Consider the following 19,975-nt stretch of genomic DNA (forward strand, 5'->3'; position numbering starts at 1 on the left):
TTACGCGCCGTCGAGTTCCTTGACGTAGACGTATGAGTCTGTGCCGACCTCCTCGTCGTACAGCTTCTCGTGGCGCTCGAACCCGTTTCTCTTGTAGAACTGCACTGCGCGGTCGTTCTCGACCATGACGCGCAGGCTCATCTCCCCGTAGCCACGTGTGGCGACATCGCGCTCGAACGCTCCCAGCAGGCGGCTCCCGATACCGTTTCCCCAGTACGCCCGGCGGAGGTATATCCGGTTCAGATAGAACAGGTCGGGCCGTTCGTCGTCGGGGCCGCCGGAGACGAAACCGGCGAGTTCGTCGCCCGCATCTGCGACGTGGGCACTCCACCCGTCGCTGTCGATGACCTCACGCAGTGACTCGGTGTCGTAGTATCTCGTGAGAAACGCTTCGGTGCGCTGTTTGCCGATTATCGGCGCGTGTACCTCGTGCCACGCTTCCTCGGCGACGGCCGCGATTTCAGATGCATCCGCCGGTGTCGCCTCCCGTATCTCGACGCTCATAGTACACCGTTGGCAAAAACGCGGGTAAACCTTTCCGACGACGTTACGTTTGGGCTCGCGGCGAGTCGAACTCGATGTCGAGGTCGTCCAGCTTCTCGGCCCACTCCTCGCGTTTCTCCTGGTGGTCTTCGAGGAACTCTTCCATCAACTCGGCTGCCTGTTCCTTACAGCCGCCACAGAGGCGTTCGCCGCCGACACACTCCTCGTAGACCTCGGTCGCGAAGTCGTCGTCGGCGTCTGCGAGCAGGTAGGCGTACAGTTCATAGACCGGACACTCGTCTGCTTTCCCGCCGAGTTCGCGCTGTTTTTCCGCGGTCTCGCGGCCGCCCGTCGTCGCCGCTTTCACCTTGTCGTAGCCGTCCTCGGGGTCGTCGAGCAGGCTGATGTGTGAGGCCGGGACCGACGAGGACATCTTCCCGCCGGTGAGTCCGGTCATAAAACGGTGATAGATAGACGAGGGTGCACAGAAGCCGTAGCCGCCGTGCGCCACCTCGACCTCGCGGGCGAGGTCTTCGGCCTCCTCGCGTGCAAGCTCGAACGTGTCGATGTGTTCGTCGTAGACGCGCTTCTCGCCGTCGACTGCCTCGATGAGCGCTTCGAAGGCGTCTTCGGTGGCGTTGCGGTCGACGATGCGCACGCGCGGCCGAAGGGGTTCCTTGCCAGCCTCACGAAGCATCGTGATGGTGCTGTCGAGTGTCGTCGCCGTCTCGTCGGTCGCGCCCTCCTCGCGCTCGCCTTCGAGGTAGTTCGCGGCGTCGACACACCGAATCGTCTCGTCGGGATGGCGCTCACACAGCACCTCGTAGGCCTCGGCGACCAGCGCCCCCTCTTTCGGGCCGGTTTCGAAGCTCGCGTAGGCTTCCGTGACGCCGAAGTACTGGACCCGCGCGGCGAGGTCCCGGGCCAGCCGGACGTGTGGGTCCTGGTCTGGGCCGACGGGGATGACCGTCGGCTTTGGCTCCTCCAGTTGGGGGTAGAGAATGTCTGCCATCTGCGTGATGACCGACTGCATGTGCGAAACGTCGGTTTCGCCGTCGAAGTCGTAGATTGCGCCCAGCTCTGAGAAGTTCGCCTCGATACCCAGCTCGAAGGCCAGGTCCTGGACTTCACGGTTTGTCGACTGCCGATAGAGGTCGCCTTCCTCGGGGTCGAAGCCGAGCGCGAGCAACGAGAGGATGTAGTTCCGGGCGTGCTCGTCGATTTCTTCCCAGGAGAGCCCCCGAGCGCTGTGGGCTTCGAGGTCGGCGATGAGGCCGTAGGCGTCACCACCCTGTCGTTGGTGCCAGATGATTTCGTCGAAGACGAGTTTGTGCCCGATATGCGGGTCGCCCGTCGGCATGAACCCCGACAGCACCGCGAACGGGTCGTCGTCGCGCATCGCCCGAGCGACGGCGCGGTACTCTCGGTGGCCGAAGATGACGCCTCGGCGCATCAGGTAATGCGGCGTGGGTACCTCTTCGAGCACCTCGTCGAAGGTTTCGATGCCGAACTGGTCGAACAGCTTGCGGTAATCCGACACCGTCGAGGACCCCCACGGGTCAAGCGTGACCGAGTCGGCCCCGGCGGCGTCGGCCCCGCCGTCGGTCGCCACGTCCCGCGTCTCGTCTGTCCCGTGTGGCGACTCCGCCCCGGCGGAATCGCCCGCGAACGAATCGTGTGTCATCGAATACCGGTATCTCGCACCGACACGCGCAAAAAGCGTTCGCTTCCCGTCCTCAGTCGGCTCTTGGCAACTCGACGACGAAGACAGCGCCCGTCGGAGCGTTGTCTTCGACACGGATTGTGCCGCCGTAATCTTCGACGAGGGTCCGAACGAGGTACAGCCCGATTCCGGTTCCCTCGCTGTCCAGTCCTTTCTCACCTTCTCCAAAGATTGCAGTCTTCCGTTCGGCCGTGATACCCGGGCCGTTGTCTGCCACCTCAACGACGGCACTGTCGCTGTATTCGGTCAGCGACACCGTCACCTCGGGTCTCTCCTTGTCGTTGTGTTGAATGGCGTTTTTCAGGAGATTCGCAAACACCGAGTGGAGCATCTCGTCGGCCCTGACTGTGACCGATGGCAGCGAGCCCTCGACAGCGACGGCGGCATCGTCACTACGGAGACGTGCCTCCTCCAGTTCGCTTTCGAGAACGCGCTTGAGGTCTATATCTTCCCTGTCCCGCTCGCGTTCGAGCATTACATCAGCCATGACCCGCGCGGTTTCCGTCAGATTGGTCGCGTGTTCTGCGTTCGTGATAAGTCGAGTAATGTATTCTTGCTGCTCATCGTCAATTTCGGATTCGAGTAACTCTGCGTACAACGTCACCACCTGCAGGTCGTTCCGGATGTCGTGTCGGAGGACCTTGTTGAGAAGTTTCAGATTGTTTCGCTGTTCTTCGAGTCGGCGCTCGTACTGCTTGCGCTCGGTGATTTCGGTGACAAAGCCTTCGAGCAACTCCGACTCGGAGTCGGCCGGCGCGGGGACCTTGCGCCCTCGCTCCCACATCCAGCGCTGGTCGCCGTCGGCGGTCTGGATGCGGTATCTCACCTCGAACGGTTCGTCGGCTTCGAGCGCCTGCGCTACCTCGGCCCGCACCGTCTCTTTGTCGTCGGGATGGGTGAGACTCTCCTCCCACTGTATGTCGCCCGATTCGAGTTGCTCGGCCGTGTAGCCGGTCAGCGACTCACAGTCGCCGCCCACGAACTCCATCGGCCAGCCTGGCTCGTTCCGACAGCGGTACACCACGCCAGGGAGGTTGCCGATAAGCGTCTGGAACCGCTGTTTCATCTGCTTTCTGTCTGTGACATCTCGCCCGACCGCCACTGAGCCAGCGAGGGTGCCGTCCCTGTCCGTTATCGGATGTGCATACCAGGACATAATCCGTTCGGCCCCCTCACGGGTCTGGATTGTCGTCTCGAACTCCTCAACAGGCTCACCGTCGATAATCAAACTGTTCTGTTCGCGTATCTCGGCTCTGTACTCTTCGTCGGGGTACAGCCGCCGCCAGATATCGTCGCCGCCGACGACCTCTGCTGCCGGGTACCCGCTTATTTCGGCCGCCGCCCGGTTCCAGGCAGTCACTGCTCCGTCGCGGTCGAGGACTGTTATCCAGACGTTCGCGCTCTCGATAACGGCACCCCAGAACTGAGAGATACTGTGTTCGGTCCACGCGACTCGCGGGTGGCCTTCGAGTACCTCCTGTATCCGTCCTCGCAGCCGAACGTATGGATTTTCGGCGGCGTCTTTCCGGATGTATGCGGTGACGTCGTTCGCAATCGCATCGCTCGCGACGGCTTCGCTCCCGCTGTCGGTGAACAGGACAAACGGGAGCCCGCCGAACTGGTCGCGTACGTCCGCTAACAGCGCCACTCCGTCTCGGGTCGGGAGGTCGTACTCGCTGACGAGACAGTCGACCGCGCTCTCTTCGACCTGCGTTAGGGCCTGTTCCGGTCGGCGAACCGTCTCGACGGCAAGGCCGCCCTCGGCGAGTCGCTTTGTCACCCGCTGGCTGTTGTCATCACTTCCCACATAGAGAATCGTCCCCTGTGTTGGCTCCTGAATCATTTGTTACCCCTTGCGCGAGAGACCCCCACCGCGCTCTGTTGTAGCCGTAGGCGCTCCGAGAACAATAATTTTCCCTCGCGGCTGCTACCTACAGCTCGCCTTGGAGTTCGAGGAGCTGGTCGATTCGGCGCTCGGTGGAGGGATGGGTCCGCGCGAGCCGGCCGATGAAGCCCGAGCGAATCGGCAGGATGAAAAACGCGTTCATCTCGGCCTGTTCGCGGAGGTCGTCCTGTGGGACGCGCTCCATATCCTCGGAGATTGATTGCAGCGCCGAGGCGAGTGCGGCGGGTTCACCGGTCATCTGTGCGGCCCCGCGGTCGGCCGCGTACTCGCGATACCGTGAGAGCGCCCGGATGAGGAAAAAACTGACAACCCAGACCACGAGCGAGACGAGGATAGCGACCCAGATGGGTGCAGCGTTGCGGTCACGGCCGCCGCCGAGCAGCCAGCCCCACCGCACCACGAGAAACGCAATCGAGGCGAAAAACGAGGCGATTGTCATCACGGCAACGTCGCGGTTCTTGATGTGAGCAAGTTCGTGTGCGAGGACGCCTTCGAGTTCGTCTTGGTCGAGCGTCGAGAGCAGCCCCGTCGTCACACAGATTGTCGCCGCACTGGGCGACCGACCCGCGGCGAACGCGTTCGGGACATCCGTCTCGGCGACGGCGACTGTCGGCTGTGGAGTGTCGGTCTGCTGTGCGAGCTGTGTGACCATTCGGTGGAGCTCTGGATACTCCTCGGCCGAGACCTCTCGTGCGCCCATGCTCCGCAGCGCGAGCGCGCCGCTGTAGTAGTACTGGGCGAACGAAAGCCCTCCGAGTATCATGACGGTAAACAGCAACCCACCGCCAAGCACCTCGACGAGGACGACCGCAAGCGCCAGATACGCCACCAGAAGCAACAGGCTGACGAGGACCATCCGTCCTCGCAGCCCCCAATCTGCTTGCAGTTTCATCACCCACTTCTACGGGTACTGCGGCATAAAGCCTCACGCCTCGGGTCGCTACGTGTCGACGGGGGTCGCCGGCTGGAGACGCGTCACCGCAGTCTCTTCGGTGTCCGGAGCGTCGACGCGCTCGGGGTACAGCACCGACCCCAGCAGCTCCATCGTCTCGACCAGTCGCGGCCCTGGCCGGTTCACGTAGTGATTGCCGTCTATCGCGTACACCTCGCCCTGCTGGACGGCGGTCAGTTCGTCGTATCCGTCGCGGTCGGTTACGTCGTCGAGATTCGCCCGCGTCTGGTCGATGCCGAATCCACAGGGGGCAAACAGCAACACCTCGGGGTCGTAGGCCACAATCTCTTCCCACTCGCGGGGCCGCGAGGGCGTTCTGGTGTCTGCGAGGCCGTACTCCGCGCCACAGCGCTCGACCATCCCCGGCACCCAGTGGCCGGCGACCATCGGCGGTTCGAGCCAGTCGAGCATCCCGACTCGTGGTCCCGAGTCCGGTGTCGCCTGCTCGACGCGCTCGATGCGTTCCTCGAAGCGGTCGACCAGTTCTGCCGCCCGCTTCTGTCGCCCACAGACCTCGCCGAGTCGTTCCATATCGGTCAGCAGGTCGGACAGACTGTGCGGGTCACTCGTCACCACCTCGGCGTCGAGACCGAGCTCCGAGACCGCCTGGCGAATCCGTGAGTCGTCGACGGCACAGACGTCACAGATGCCCTGAGAGACGACGATATCCGGGTCGAGCTCGGCCAGTAACTCGCGGTCGATTTCGTAGACGCCACCGTTGTCGGTCGCTTCGAGAACCTGTTCGTTGATATCGGCACTCGACGCGCTGGCGTCGATATGGGTCTCGATGACTGACGGCAACTCGGCCGCCTCGGGTGGGTAGTCGCACTCGTGTGAGACACCGACTGGCTCGACGCCGAGGGCATACAGCATCTCCGTCGCCGACGGGAGCAGTGAGACGACGCGCATACCGTGTTATTGGGCCGTATCCTCTTAAGGGCTCGTTCAGACCGGCTACCACTGCTGGCTGCTGGAGGCGTGTACGTCGACGTAGTCGCCGTACAGCAACGACGGCTCGCCTGCCGGATGGTCGAATCCGTTGGCCTGAAACAGCCCGTTGTCCCGACGGTCCCACGACCCCTGTCGGAGCGTCCAGGTCTCGTGGTCGATATCGGCATACCGGATACTCCCGTCGCTCACCTCAGTGAAATAGCGGTACCGCTCGGTGAGGAAGTGTTCTCGTGTGCCAGGCTCGGGCTCGAACCGCGCGCTCCCTTCGGCAGGGCCGTACTCTGCGTCGAACTGTGCGGCCCGCGCTCCCGGCGTGGTGCGTCGGCTCTGGAACGTGACCGGTGGGTCGGCGTCGTAGGTGATGTCTGCCACGTAGTAGGGGAGACGGTTGAACAGCCGTGCTCCGATGACCCCGAGGATGTCGTCGGCATCGAGGTTGAAAAAGTAGATGCCCGGCGCGCCGTCGCAGGTGACGTAGGTCCGGAGGTTCAACTCGGGCGTCGAGAGGCCCACGGCGGCCGGCAGTCCCGCGGGTCTGATGTCCTCGATGGCGAAGGGAACCACCGAGAGGTAGGCGTCGCCGTCGAAGGTGTCGACAGCGAGGCGTTCGGGGACGTGCGGTGCGACCAACGCGGGGTCGACGGCCCAACTGGCGAAGAAGGTGTCTCGCCACCCCATCTCGAATGCAGGCATTGACGGGAGTTAGTTGTCGAGACAGACAGGGATTGTGGCTACGGTTGTCGGTGTGACGAACGGCGTCCTGGCCGAAAATCATCTCTACGCCGGGCCACACCTGTCCTGGTAGACGAACTGCAGCAGCGAGATTTCTGATATATAAATGTAGGGCATTACTATCCCTGCAACAGTACTACAGTATGTCAGGTCATGCCTCTATTCGATGTCGAATCAAGAAATCAGCGGACAGTTCGTAAGCGCGTTTATTGCCAGTGCCGGTGAAGTCTCGCCTGTCTTCGAGCGGAAGGTGCGAGAATATCTGGAGAAAAACGGAATCGAATCGGTCGAGCCGGCTGCATTTTACAGTCTCGACAAGTTCTCGAAGACGATGCACCAGGTCGAAGACGATGTCGGAACAATGACGACGATGGAGGCAGGCCGAGAGATGATTACGGTCATCGAGGAGCTGTCAGCAATGTCGTCACTCGAAGAGACAATCGACGTTGGAAAACAGGCACAGCGAGATGCATACAAAAATTTCTCGGCCGAAGACGCCGGACAACTCCGACACGAACAACAAGACGACGGGACCGACCGCGTCGCATACTACGGTGGCTGGCGGTATCCCGAGGGATTCACGGAGGGCATCATGAAGGAGTTCGCCGCGGTGACGAACGGGTACGCAGCATCTGGCGTCGAATCGACAACCCCGCGTCACGACGAAGTTTTCGCGTATCTCTTTCAGGCCTGATAGTGATTCTTGCGAGTCGTTACCGCCGTGATAACAGCAGACGAAGTTCACAGGATGTGACACGACGATTCCTGTCACGTGGTCACGAAAATTACCGCAATAATCACTATGAGACAACCCTCACGTTGCCGTCGCGCTGTCACCACTTGACAACCTATTTACACTCTCGGTCGAGACACCGCCGTCCGGATTCGGTGTCGAACACCGGCAACCCGCAGTCACAGGTAGCAACCTATCGTCCGGCTGGCAGCGAGAATCCTGTCTCACAGGCAGGGTAGTTCTCACACCCAAGCAGGAGACCGCCGCGGCGCAACACCCGTAACGAACCGTCGCAGTTCGGACAGTTCCACACGCCGTTGAACTCTTCGTGCTGTGACTCTTCGAAGACAGTCGTACATCGCCCCGCGATACCCTGAATTGGCTCGGCCATACGGCTGGCGGTGACGTTATCGGATATAAACCTCGGGAGCAGGTTTCGCAGTAGGAGTGGCGGATTCGGGTGGAGGAGGGCTTACTGGTGAGGAGTCCAGTTATTGCTTGTAGTCCCGGCCGACGACGAGGCCGACGAGGTTAGCGCCCAGCAGCGCGGCGAACAGCTGTGGGGCCTGCAACACCGCGCCGCTGGCGATGAGCGCCAGCAGGACGAACGGGACGAACACCGCCGTCCAGAACCCGATGAACTTTACTGGCAATCCGAGAACTCGCCGTGACGTCGTCTCGACTCTGTGGCGTGACTGTGACTTGGTTGGGGACGCGTTTGACATAGTGGGACTCCTCAACTGTACATACAATGGTATCCAGCATATAAGGGGCTGAACGCTAGCGCAATTTCGCCCCGTTTTGTCTGTCTCCGTCCGAGTATGCCTCTATTTATTCTTTCACGCGAACGTTTCAATACCTCCTCAAATTTGTTTAGATTGTTTACAACAATGCGAAAACTGCTAAACCCGAAAACCCGTTATCTCATCTCGAACGGTCGTCAGACGGAGACATCGTCCGCCGTCGTGCTCAGGAGTCGACGACGCGAACCTCGCGCGTCTCGACAACGGGAGTAAGCGGCAGGTCCGGGAACGAGACACGCACAGCGAAGGTGAGGTCGTCGGCCGTCCCGCCGAAGACACCGACAGGGAGGCTCGTCTCCCCGAGATAGGCCGCCTTGCTCGTCATTTCTTTGCCGTTGACGGTCACGACCAGCGCTGCGCGCGCGTTTCCCCGTGTCGTCTCGACGGTCACCTCGCGCATGTCGCGCTTACCTCGCTCGATACGGTCCGGGAACGACCCCCAGTCGATGTCGAGTGCCGGCAGCTCGGTTGCGCTCTCGTGGACGCGTTCGGCGACGCCGTCGGTCAGCCCGGCGGCCGCGAGTTCGGTCGGGCTCGCCGCGGCTATCTCTGTCGGACTGGTATATCCCGCGGCGGCCAGCGACGCGGCCCGGCTCGACCCGACGCCGTCTATCGCGGTCAGCCCGACCGCGTCTTCGCTGATGCCGGTCTCGACGCGTGCCTCGATGCGTCGAACGAGGTTTGCGGCGTGACCGTCGCCGAGTCGGTCGACGATTGCGCGCAGTGCCGCAAGCAGACGGAGCGCGTTCTGACGAATAATCCAGGCGTCGCTCCGGAGTTCCGTAGGCGTCGTGCCGTTCATGCCCGCCCGCAGGATGGCGAGTACTTTTCGCGCCCCCGGCGTGAGACTCTCGCCCGTCTTTCCGAGCACGGCGTCGATGGCGTCTTCCTCGTCGGAGCGGGCGCTGACGCTGTCGAATTCGGTCGCCGTCGCCACCGCGACGAGTACGTCTGTCGTCGTCAGCTCTGTCGACTCGGCGAGATCGGCGAACGCTCTGGCGGTTCCGAGATGGAGATAGAACTCGGAGGCGAGCCGGGCCAGTGGGGTCGGCTCGACAGACAGCCCGTCCATCTCGACGAAGCCGCGGTCGACCAGCCAGGAGAGCGTCTCGCTGACGCGCTCGCGCAGGTCAGAGCCGGTGACGTAGGCGTCGGCTCGCTGGGCGCGGGCGTAGTAGAACGTGGTTTCGAGCCAGTCCATCGCGTCGTCGATGTCCCTGACGGTGCCGAGCGCGATTTCGGCCGTGAGATGGACCGCCAGATCCGCCGCCGGCGGCCCCTCGCTGCCCTGTTCGTCGGCGTCGGCGAGCTGTGAGTCGATTGTCTTCCCGTCGTCGAGCAGCTTCCGGTACCGGTCGGACGTCGAGCCGTCACAGACGACCCAGGCGTACCCCCTGTCGTCGTAGCCGGGCCGTCCGGCTCGGCCGAGCATCTGGAGGATATCGAGCGGGCTCATCTCGACTTCGCCCTCCAGTGGGTCGTGATACCGGGTGTCCCGGATGACGACACACCGGGCTGGCAGATTCACGCCCCAGGCGAGCGTCGAAGTCGAGAAGAGGAGCTTGATTTTGCCCTCGCGGAACCACTCCTCGATACGGTTCCGGTCGCTTCGCGAGAGCCCAGCGTGATGGAAGCCGACGCCGTCGAGTACGGACTTGCGGAGCGTGTTGTCGTCGAGTTCCTCGGCCGCGGTGTGAAAGTCGTAATCCCCGCGTGCCTCGACCGGAATGTCTCGGGAGGCGAGTTCGTCACGGGCCTTCTCGGCAGCCTGGACGGTGTCCTGACGCGAGGAGACGAAGACGAGCGCCTGCCCCTCCTCGCGGATGTGGTCTTCGGCGAGGTCGAGCGCCCGGTAGAGGCGACGGTACTTGTCGGCGAAGGCGTTCTCGCCGTGGCTGTAGGTCGCCACCCGCGCGTCCAGTGGCACCGGCCGGTACTCGTCGTCGAAGGAGAAACTCGTCTCGTCGGGCGCGTCAAGCCATGTCGCCACATCGTCGACATTTGGCATCGTCGCCGACAGCGCCACCACCCGCGGGTCACAGAGCCGGCGCAGCCGCGAGATAGTCACTTCGAGAACACTGCCCCGCTCGTCGGAATCGAGCAGGTGTACCTCGTCGATGATGCAACAATCCACGTCAGTTACGAAGGAGTAGCGCCGCGAGTCGTGTTTTCGCGTCGCGGAATCCGCTTTCTCGGGTGTCATCACCAGCACGTCGGCCCGCTGTGCCTTCCGGGGGTTCAGGTCGCGCTCGCCGGTGACGACATAGACCGAGTATCCCAGCTCCTCGAAACGCTGCCACTCGCGTTCTTTCTCGTCGGTGAGCGCCCGCAGCGGGGCGAGAAAGAGCGCCGTCCCGCCGGCGTCGAGCGTGCGACAGATGGCCACCTCGGCGATTGCGGTCTTGCCGCTCGCGGTGGGGGCACTGACGACGACGTTCTCCTCGGTGTCGAGCAGCGCCGGGAGCACCGCCGACTGCATGGCGTTGAAGCGCTCGAACGGAAACGCGTCCGCGAAGCCGGGCAGTACCTCCTCGACGGCGATTTCCGTCCTGGTGTCGGCGCTCCGTGTCACATGGGGAGAGAGGGGTCCGCGCACATAGGCGTTTCTGTCGACTCGCTGGCTCCCAAATCGCACAGTCTCGTGGCTCTCCCGAAACGATGCCGAGAGCCGCAGTTTTTAGTCATCACGCGCCAAGACCAAGACAATGAGTAAGGCTCGAAAGCCCGAGTGGCTGAAGATGCGGCCGCCGTCGGGCGAGCGCTTCACCGAAATCAAACAGACCCTGCGCGACCACGACCTGCATACGGTCTGTGAGGAAGCCTCGTGTCCGAACATGGGCGAGTGCTGGAGCGGCCGGGACGGCCCCGGAACGGCGACGTTCATGCTCATGGGCGACCGGTGTTCGCGTGGCTGTAACTTCTGTGACGTGAAAACCGGCGGGATGGACCCGCTGGACGAGGACGAACCCGCAAACGTCGCCAGCGCCGTCGCCGAAATCGGTCTCGATTACGTCGTGTTGACCTCCGTCGACCGCGACGACCTACCCGACCAGGGGGCGGGACATTTCGCGGAGACGATTCGAGAGATCAAAAAACGGGACTCGGATATTCTCGTCGAGGTGCTGATTCCTGACTTCCAGGGGGACGCGGAGCTGGTCGGGAAGATTATCGACGCCGAACCCGACGTTATCGCCCACAACATCGAGACCGTCGAGCGCCTCCAGTGGCCGGTTCGGGACCGCCGGGCGGGCTACGAGCAGTCACTCGCGGTGCTCGAACAGGTCGCCGACGAGTCCGACGCCTTCGCCAAGACCTCTATCATGCTCGGCGTCGGCGAGTACCACCACGAGGTCTACCAGACGCTGCGGGACCTGCGGTCGGCGGGCGTCGACGTTGTCACGCTCGGTCAGTACCTCCAGCCCTCGCGCTCGCACTTGGAGGTCAGCGAGTTCGTCCACCCCGACGTGTTCGACACCTGGGAACGGGTCGCCGAGGAGGAGCTGGGCTTTGGCTACTGCGCCAGCGGCCCGATGGTCCGCTCGTCGTACCGTGCCGGCGAGCTGTTTGTCGAGAACGTACTCAAAGGCGACGGTGACATCTCCGAGGCGCGCAAGCAGGCGCGCACCGACGCCTGAGCTTCGAAGTCTTTAGTTAGCGGCCAGAAGTACGACCGGTCAGTGACGCAACTCGACATTCACTCCGAGCGTCTCCGACAGGCTCTGGACGGCGAGGAGTTCGCGATTGCGGTCGTCACGGCGACCAAGCCGGATTTCTACAAGCAGGCGCCGGTCGTCGCTGCGGCCAACGAGTACGGTCTCCCGTGTTTCATCATCCACACCGGCCAACACTACGACGACGTACTCGGCCACGGGCTCTCGGAGTACGACCTCGAATCGCACATCGCGGTCGATATGGGGGTTCGAGGCGGCCTCTCTGAGAAGACGGCAGCTCTGATGACCCGCACGAAGACGTTTGCCGACCATCTGGACGAGCAGTTTCCCGAGACGACTGTGCTTCCCATCGTCCACGGCGACACCCACGCCGCGGGCATCTTTCCCCAGGCGTGGGCCTTCGCGACCAACCAGTTCGTCGCTCACAACGAGGCGGGCCTCCGCGGGATGATGCCCGATTTCGACAACGCCGACGAGCCTGCCGCCTTCGTCGCCGACCAGTTCGAGGGCGAGTGGACGCTCAACCGCGCCGAGCCGTTCCCCGAGCAGTACGACACCTTCGTCGGGAGTGCGGCCTCGATATATCACTTCGCGCCGGTCGAACGCAACCGCCAGCACCTCCTCGAGGAGGGGTATCCCGCCGAATCAAACGGCGTCGAACGTATCCCCGTCGTCGGCAACTCTATCGTGGACGCAATCGCGATGAAACGCGACCACGACCTGACGGAGTCGATTTTCGACATCTATCCCGTTCTCGAAGCGCGCGACGACTGGATTCGCGTCGACATCCACCGCCGCGCGAACCTGCTTCCAGAGCGGTTTTCGAGCATCGTCGAGGGTATCATCGGACTCGTCGAAGACGGCTACAACGTCAACTTCGTCGAGCTCACTGCGACCAAAAAGGCCCTGGAGAACTACGGCTACCGCGAGCGCCTGCTCGAACTCGATGCCGACCGCGAGAACTTCCTGTTTACCGGCCTCTGGAAGAAACACGCCCACGTCTACGAGTTCCTCACCTCCGGGCAGTGTTTTGCCGAGTACACCGACTCCGGAAGCATGCAGGAGGAACTCAACGTCATCGACGAGGCGCTGTGTCTCACCGCCCGGTTCAATACCGACCGTCCGGAGACTGTCATGGACGCCGAGTCGAACCTGCTCGTCCCGCCGACGTCGGCTACGGCCGTCCGCGACACAATCGAGTACGTCTACGAGACAGAGCGCGTCCGCGACCGCCTCGGCGACAACGAGGCTCTCTACGGCGAGAACGTCGGTCGACAAATCGTGGAGTTCCTTGACGACCGGCGCGACGACGCGGTGTTCGAGTGGGCCTCTAGACGGGCTGGCTTCGACTCCGCTGGCACCGAGTTCGAGTATCTGTAAGCTGTTGCAGGGTCTGTAACTCTGGTCGACTGTTTATGCTGTGTCAGTGGCTGTGTACGCGCATAGATGGGAGCCACGACGCGGCAGTACCAGCCCGAGACACTCGCCCTCAGCGGCAGCCAGTACACTGTCGAACAGACCGGAACAGACGAGAACATGCGCCCCGAGTACGAGGCCACGGACGCGGCCGGTGAGACCGTCTTCAGCGCTACCTACGAGATGTACCAGACGAAGGATTCGTTTGCCTTCTTCGACGGTGACGGTGAGGAAATCGTCACCGTGACCGCGACCAGCGCGCTGGATATGGCCGGCGACTACACGCTCACTGATACACAAACCGGACAGGACCTCGTCGTCCTGGAAAACGACTTCTCGTTGCTTCGGGACACCTGGCGGATTCGCGACGCCGACGACGGCTCCGTGCTCGCCGAACTCACCTCGCGTGGCGGTGTCGCCACCGTCGCCCGAACGCTCCTTCCTTTCGGCAGGTGGCTCGGCCACGAGTACACGATTGCAGACCGAGACGGCGAGGCCGCCGGCACCATCGAGAGCGGGTTCGGAATCCTCGACGAGTACGAGGTTACGATTGCCGACACCAGTTCGGTTCCGCAGGTACCTGTCGTGGTCGGGGTCGCCGTTATCGACGGGATTCAGGCAAATTAGGAGACTACCCTTCGAGGACGGTCCCGCTTGCACCGACAGCGACACCGATGGTGACGCGGGCGAGCACAGAAAGGTCCTACCCGACTGGCGTCTCTGTTGCTGCCCACCGCTTGTCAGCCGAGTTTCTCCGTGTTCTTTCGTCTGGAGTAAAATGTTTATTGCTGCTGGTTCGATACACGTATGTCCAGTTATTTCTCTCATTTACTGTTTTTGGTGACCGTTTCTCCACTGTCTGTCGGTGATACCGATGGGAGACTGCCTCATATGTTTGGAAGCTGGAACGTTCTATCACGAAAATAATAAATCATCGGCAATAGAAAATTGCAGGTATGCACCCAGAGAGGTGGTCTTTCTCATGAGCGTGTTACAGCGCGAGCCAGACGACATGGTACAGGTACTCGACGACGAGGGTAAGGTACTCGACGGTGCGGACGTGCCGGATATCGACGACGAGACGCTCGTCGAGATGTTCCGCCAGCTGAAGGTGGCCCGGCACTTCGACGAGCGAGCGGTCAGCCTCCAGCGACAGGGACGAATGGGGACGTACCCGCCGCTGGCGGGCCAAGAGGCCGCACAGATTGGCAGCGTCCACGCGATTGCCGACGACGACTGGGTGTTCCCGAGCTATCGGGAACACGGTGTTGGCTACGTGTTGGGCTGGGACCTGTATCAGGTCTTGCTGCTGTGGATGGGCCACACCGAAGGGAAAGTCGCCCCGGACGACGTGAACATGTTCACGCCCGCGGTGCCGATTGCGACACAGATTCCCCACGCGACGGGAGCCGCGTGGGCCTCGAAACTCCAGAACGAAGACCGCGCGTTCCTCTGTTATTTCGGTGACGGCGCGACGAGCGAGGGAGACTTCCACGAGGGCCTGAACTTCGCCGGCGTCTACGACACGCCCACCGTCTTTTTCTGTAACAACAACCAGTGGGCGATTTCGGTTCCCCGAGAGAAACAGACCGCGAGCAAGACAATCGCTCAGAAAGCTCACAGCTACGGCTTCACGGGCGTTCAGGTCGACGGGATGGACCCGCTTGCGGTCTATCAGGTCACCAAGGAGGCAGTCGAGAAGGCAAAGACGGGAGACGGCGCTGACGAGGACGTCGGCCGGGCGACACAGCCGACGCTCATCGAGGCGGTCCAGTACCGCTTTGGCGCACACACCACCGCCGACGACCCGAGTGTCTACCGCGACGAAGACGAAGTCGAGCGCTGGAAACAGAAAGACCCTATCCCGCGCATGGAGACGTTCCTGCGCGACCGCGGACTGGTCGACGACGCGGCCATCGAGGAGATGGAGGCAGACATCAAACAGGAGGTCGCCGACGCCATCGACCGCGCCGAGGAGTTCGACCGCCCCGACCCCGCGGAGATGTTCAACGACGTCTACGCAGACATGCCACAGCGCCTGCAAGAACAGCTCGACTACCTCGAAGCGCTTCGCGACCGCCACGGTGACGAGGTGCTACTCGAATGAGCCAGGAACTGAGCGATACGGAGAGCACGCAGAGTCTGACGCTCGTCCAGGCCGTCCGTGACGGGCTGTACACCGAGATGGGTAACGACGACAGCGTCGTCGTCATGGGCGAAGATGTCGGAGAAAACGGCGGGGTCTTCCGTGCGACCCAGGACCTCGTCGACGAGTTCGGCGACGACCGCGTCATCGACACGCCGCTCTCGGAGGCCGGCATCGCGGGCACCGCCGTCGGCATGGCTGCCTACGGGATGCGCCCCGTCGCCGAGTTCCAGTTCCTCGGGTTCATCTACCCGGCCTACGACCAGATTGTGAGTCACGCGGCTCGCCTGCGAACTCGAAGCAACGGCCGATTCAGCTGCTCGGCGGTGTTCCGGGCCCCCTACGGCGGCGGTATCCACGCCCCCGAACACCACTCGGAGTCGAGCGAGGCCTTCTTCGTCCACCAGCCCGGCCTCAAGGTCGCAATCCCCTCGACGCCCTACGACACGAAGGGGATGCTCATCCAGGCCATCCGGGACCCCGACCCGGTCATCTTCCTCGAACCGAAGCTCATCTACCGGGCCTTCCGCGACGACGTGCCCGAGACCGACTACACGGTTCCCCTCGGCGAGGCGAAGGTCCGCCGAGAAGGGTCGGACGTGTCGGTGTTCACCTGGGGCGCGATGACGCCCGCGACGATGGACGCCGCCGAGGAACTCGCCGAGGAGGAGGGCATCGACGCCGAAGTCGTCGACCTCCGCTCGCTGTCACCCCTCGACGAGGAGACAATCAAAGAGTCGTTCAAAAAGACAGGTCGCGGGGTTGTCGTCCAGGAGGCTCCGAAAAGCGGCGGGGTCGCGAGCGAGGTTACCGCGACCATCCAGGAGGACATCCTGTTGTATCAGGAAGCACCGATTAACCGCGTCACCGGCTTCGACGTGCCGTTCCCGCTGTACGCGCTCGAAGAGTACTACCTGCCGGAGCCGGCACGCATCAAGGACGGTATTCGCGAGACTGTCGAGTTCTAACCATGGCATTCGAATTCGAGTTACCAGACGTTGGCGAAGGTATCGCGGAAGGAGAAATCGTCGCCTGGCACGTCAGCCCGGGCGACACGGTCGAAGAGGACCAGGTGATGGCAGACGTCGAGACAGACAAGGCGGTCGTCGACCTCCCTGCACCGGTCACCGGAACGCTGCTCGACCTCCACGCCGAGGAAGGCGAGATGGTACCTGTCGGCGATGTTGTCGCCACCATCGACGTCGACGGCGACGGTGAGGTCACAGAGGAGACGCCGTCCGAGGACACTGCGACCGAGGAGGTTGCGGCGACTGAGACGGCCGCCGACAGCGAGCCAGACCAGGACGCACTCGAGGCATCGACCGGCGATGGTCGCGTGTTCGCACCGCCGAACGTCCGGCGCCTCGCCCGCGAGGAGGGCGTCGACATCACGACCGTCGAGGGAACTGGTCCAAGCGGCCGAATTACCGAGTCAGACGTTCGCGCCGCCGCAAACGGCGAAGAACAGACGACGACCTCGGCAGTAACACCGCGAGACGACGGCGACACGGCCACGCAGTCGACCAGCGAGACGACAACTGCGACGACACAGACGACTGTCGAGACGGCAGACCGCGACCAGACGCTCGCGACGCCGGCCACCCGGAAAATCGCCGAGGAGGAGGGTATCGATCTCGACACGGTGCCGACCGACAAGACCCGCGACGGCAAGGCGTTCGTCGAGGAGGAAGATATTCGTGCCTTCCTCGAAGCTGAGGAGGCGAGCGCAGAGACGAGTGCGGGCGCTGACACGGCCACCACCAGCGCCGGTGTCGAGACGGCGACGCCGACGCCCCAGGAGGTCACGACCGAACCGTACCGGGGCGTTCGTCGGACTATCGGCCAGCAGATGGAGGAGTCGAAGTACACCGCACCCCACGTCACGCACCACGACACAGCGGATGTCTCCGAACTCGTCGAGACCCGAGACGAGCTCAAGGCTCGGGCCGAGGCGGAGGGCATCACCATGACGTACATGCCTTTCGTCATCAAGGCAATCGTCGCTGCGCTCAAGGAGTACCCGATGCTCAACTCCGAGCTCGACGAGGAGGCCGAAGAGATACAGTACAAACACTACTACAACATCGGCATCGCGGTCGCCACCGACGCGGGACTGATGGTGCCCGTCGTCAAAGACGCAGACGACAAGGGCATGCTCCAGCTCTCCTCGGAGGTGAACGAACTCGCCTCGAAGGCGCGAAACCGGGAGGTCAGCCCCGACGAACTCCAGGGGAGTACCTTCTCGATTACGAACTTCGGGGCCTTCGGCGGCGAGTACGCGACCCCCATCATCAACTATCCCGAGACCGCCATCCTCGGCCTCGGGGAAATCAAACAGCGCCCGGTCGTCGAGGACGGCGAGGTGGTCGCCAAACACACGCTGCCGCTGTCGCTGACCATCGACCACCGGGTCATCGACGGTGCCGAGGCTGCACAGTTCTGTAACACGGTCATGGAGTACCTAGAGAACCCGACGTTGCTGTTACTCGAGTAATCATGGTAGTTGGAGATATCACCTCATCGACGGACGTACTGGTAATCGGCGGCGGTCCCGGCGGCTACGTGGCCGCCATCAGGGCCGGACAGCTCGACCTCGACGTGACGCTCGTCGAGATGGACGCCTACGGCGGGACCTGCCTCAACCGCGGGTGTATCCCCTCGAAGGCGATGATTTCGGCGAGTGACATCGCCCACGACGCCACGCAGGCCGAAGAGATGGGTATCTACGCCGACCCCGCAGTCGACCTCCAGGGGATGGTCGACTGGAAAGACCAACTGGTGACCCGCCTGACCAAAGGCGTCGAGTCACTGAGCGAGCGCGCCGGCGCACATCTCATCGAGGGACGCGCCGAGTTCGCCTCGCCCGGCAGGGCGCGCATCGTCGCCTCCGGCGAAGGGCAGGGTTCGGAGTCGATCGAGTTCGACAACGCCATCATCGCGACGGGAAGCCGCCCCATCGAGGTGCCCGGCTTCGAGTTCGACGGCGAGCGGATCCTCGCCTCGGAGCACGCCCTCTCGCTCGACTCGGTCCCCGAGAGCATGGTCGTCGTCGGCGGCGGCTATATCGGGATGGAGCTGGCGACGGTGTATCAGAAGCTCGGCTGTGACGTGACCATCGTCGAGATGCTCGACAGCCCGCTCCCCCAGTACGGGAGCGACATCACCGATGTCGTCCACGAGCGCGCCGAGGAGTTGGGTATCGACTTCCACTTCGGCCAGCGCGCCTCCGAGTGGGAGGAAGACGGCGACGGTCTCGTCGTCCGCACCGAGGACGAGGACGGCAACCTCACGGCCTTCGACGCCGAGAAGTGTCTGGTCGCGGTCGGCCGCGAGCCCGTGACGGACACGCTGAATCTCGATGCTGTCGACGTGGAAACCGACGACAACGGCTGCATCGTCACGGACGGCCAGACCCGGACGACCGAGGAGACCATCTTCGCGGTCGGCGACGTGGCCGGCGAGCCGATGCTCGCTCACAAGGCGTTCAAAGAGGGCGAGGTCGCCGCCGAGGTCGTCGCCGGCGAGCCATCGGCACTCGATCACCAGGCGGTCCCGGCGGCGGTGTTCACCGACCCCGAAATCGGCACCGTCGGCATGACCGAAGCCGAGGCCGAGGAGGCCGGCTTCGACCCGATTACGGGACAGATGCCGCTCCGCGCCTCCGGCCGGGCGCTCTCGCTCAACGAGAAAGAAGGGTTCGTCCGCGTCGTCGCCGACGGGGAGAGCGGCTTCATCCTCGGGGCACAGATTGTCGGTCCCGAGGCCTCCGAACTCGTCGCCGAACTCACGCTCGCCATCGAGATGGGCGCGACTCTGGAAGACGTGGCACAGACCATCCACGTCCACCCCACCCTCTCCGAGGCCGTCCACGAGGCCGTCAAGGGCGCGAAAGGCGAGAGCATCCACTACTAACGTTTCCGGCGGCTTCTTTCCATAGGTGCGGTCTTCTGTACGGCCCTGTCACTTGCATTTACCGGCAATTGTATCTTATTCTCGATGAATAATGTCAATAGGAACAAATGTGTTACACTATGACGGGGCCATGGAATATCGACCCGGATGAGATTCCGGCAGATAGCCGCACACGAACCCGAAAGCGGCGGCTTCAGGCCGTCGGTCTGGGATTCTGGGGGTTGTTTGCCGGGAGTCTCACGGTGTTGCTGGTGGCGGGGACTAACGACCTCACCACCGCTGAGACCGCGTCGCTGGTCGGATTGAGCCTCGGGACAGCGTTGGTTGCTATCGTCCTCGGAGGACTCGCGCTTCTCGTGCTCCGGTATCTCCCGTCTATTATCGCAAAAATACTGTTCACAGTTGCGTTCCTGGCCGTTCTGGCGCTGGTGTTACCCCAGTTCGTCGCGGTAGCGCTCGCAGAGTTCTCGGTGTTCGAGGGCGTCCCGACCGAAGCCAAACAGCCGCTATTGGACCTTCTCGAAACGCTCACAGAAGAGTGACGCCG

The 19,975-nt window shown here is 62.9% G+C and carries 16 protein-coding genes and 2 pseudogenes; 9 read left to right on the forward strand and 9 right to left on the reverse strand.

The window, feature by feature from the left end; translation table 11 throughout:
• From BLR34_RS08480 to BLR34_RS08505, 6 genes are all read right to left on the reverse strand, one after another.
• Entirely contained in the window at positions 1-504 is a 504-nt protein-coding gene (locus BLR34_RS08480) for a GNAT family N-acetyltransferase (protein WP_092701973.1), read from the reverse strand.
• A gap of 43 nt (positions 505-547) precedes the next feature.
• The gene (locus BLR34_RS08485; protein ID WP_092701975.1) at positions 548-2,167 is read right to left on the reverse strand and encodes a tryptophan--tRNA ligase; all 1,620 of its coding nucleotides are present in this window, start codon (positions 2,165-2,167) and stop codon (positions 548-550) included.
• Positions 2,168-2,219: 52 nt separating this feature from the next.
• A complete protein-coding gene (locus BLR34_RS08490; protein ID WP_092701977.1) occupies positions 2,220-4,049 on the reverse strand; it encodes a PAS domain S-box protein in 1,830 nt (609 codons plus the stop codon).
• 88 nt (positions 4,050-4,137) lie between these two features.
• The gene (gene htpX / locus BLR34_RS08495; protein ID WP_092701979.1) at positions 4,138-5,004 is read right to left on the reverse strand and encodes a zinc metalloprotease HtpX; all 867 of its coding nucleotides are present in this window, start codon (positions 5,002-5,004) and stop codon (positions 4,138-4,140) included.
• A gap of 48 nt (positions 5,005-5,052) precedes the next feature.
• Positions 5,053-5,973, reverse strand: coding sequence for a cobalamin-binding protein (locus BLR34_RS08500; protein WP_092701981.1), 921 nt, complete (start codon positions 5,971-5,973; stop codon positions 5,053-5,055).
• Positions 5,974-6,018: 45 nt separating this feature from the next.
• Complete coding sequence (locus BLR34_RS08505) at positions 6,019-6,708, reverse strand: YqjF family protein (protein WP_245683198.1); 690 nt, start codon at positions 6,706-6,708, stop codon at positions 6,019-6,021.
• A 205-nt stretch (positions 6,709-6,913) separates the two neighbouring features.
• Between BLR34_RS08505 and BLR34_RS08510 the strand changes: the two genes are divergently transcribed.
• A complete protein-coding gene (locus BLR34_RS08510; protein WP_092701983.1) occupies positions 6,914-7,441 on the forward strand; it encodes a hypothetical protein in 528 nt (175 codons plus the stop codon).
• A gap of 154 nt (positions 7,442-7,595) precedes the next feature.
• Here BLR34_RS08510 and BLR34_RS17380 read toward each other — a convergent pair.
• The 3 genes and pseudogenes from BLR34_RS17380 to BLR34_RS08525 form a co-directional block, all read right to left on the reverse strand.
• Positions 7,596-7,793, reverse strand: a pseudogene (locus BLR34_RS17380) (DUF91 domain-containing protein); the annotation flags it as partial.
• A 178-nt stretch (positions 7,794-7,971) separates the two neighbouring features.
• Positions 7,972-8,205, reverse strand: coding sequence for a DUF8028 family protein (locus BLR34_RS08520; protein WP_092701987.1), 234 nt, complete (start codon positions 8,203-8,205; stop codon positions 7,972-7,974).
• A gap of 244 nt (positions 8,206-8,449) precedes the next feature.
• Positions 8,450-10,825, reverse strand: coding sequence for a DEAD/DEAH box helicase (locus BLR34_RS08525; RefSeq protein WP_092702190.1), 2,376 nt, complete (start codon positions 10,823-10,825; stop codon positions 8,450-8,452).
• 157 nt (positions 10,826-10,982) lie between these two features.
• On the opposite strand from BLR34_RS08525, the pseudogene lipA reads away from it, so the two are divergent.
• The 8 genes and pseudogenes from lipA to BLR34_RS08565 form a co-directional block, all read left to right on the forward strand.
• A pseudogene (gene lipA / locus BLR34_RS08530) lies at positions 10,983-11,918 on the forward strand (lipoyl synthase); the annotation flags it as partial.
• 42 nt (positions 11,919-11,960) lie between these two features.
• Positions 11,961-13,334, forward strand: a complete 1,374-nt coding sequence (locus BLR34_RS08535) for a UDP-N-acetylglucosamine 2-epimerase (RefSeq protein WP_092701991.1) — start codon at positions 11,961-11,963, stop codon at positions 13,332-13,334.
• Positions 13,335-13,400: 66 nt separating this feature from the next.
• The gene (locus BLR34_RS08540; protein WP_092701993.1) at positions 13,401-13,997 is read left to right on the forward strand and encodes an LURP-one-related family protein; all 597 of its coding nucleotides are present in this window, start codon (positions 13,401-13,403) and stop codon (positions 13,995-13,997) included.
• Between the two features lie 355 nt (positions 13,998-14,352).
• Entirely contained in the window at positions 14,353-15,477 is a 1,125-nt protein-coding gene (gene pdhA / locus BLR34_RS08545) for a pyruvate dehydrogenase (acetyl-transferring) E1 component subunit alpha (protein ID WP_092702192.1), read from the forward strand.
• A complete protein-coding gene (locus BLR34_RS08550) occupies positions 15,474-16,484 on the forward strand; it encodes an alpha-ketoacid dehydrogenase subunit beta (protein WP_092701995.1) in 1,011 nt (336 codons plus the stop codon). Before pdhA ends, BLR34_RS08550 begins: the two co-directional genes overlap by 4 nt.
• 2 nt (positions 16,485-16,486) lie before the next feature.
• Entirely contained in the window at positions 16,487-18,010 is a 1,524-nt protein-coding gene (locus BLR34_RS08555) for a 2-oxo acid dehydrogenase subunit E2 (protein WP_092701997.1), read from the forward strand.
• A gap of 2 nt (positions 18,011-18,012) precedes the next feature.
• Positions 18,013-19,428, forward strand: coding sequence for a dihydrolipoyl dehydrogenase (lpdA, locus tag BLR34_RS08560; RefSeq protein ID WP_092701999.1), 1,416 nt, complete (start codon positions 18,013-18,015; stop codon positions 19,426-19,428).
• Between the two features lie 119 nt (positions 19,429-19,547).
• Complete coding sequence (locus tag BLR34_RS08565) at positions 19,548-19,970, forward strand: hypothetical protein (protein ID WP_143414143.1); 423 nt, start codon at positions 19,548-19,550, stop codon at positions 19,968-19,970.
• Positions 19,971-19,975 lie beyond the last annotated feature (5 nt).

This window comes from Halovenus aranensis (genome assembly GCF_900100385.1).
GTDB classification, from domain to species: domain Archaea; phylum Halobacteriota; class Halobacteria; order Halobacteriales; family Haloarculaceae; genus Halovenus; species Halovenus aranensis.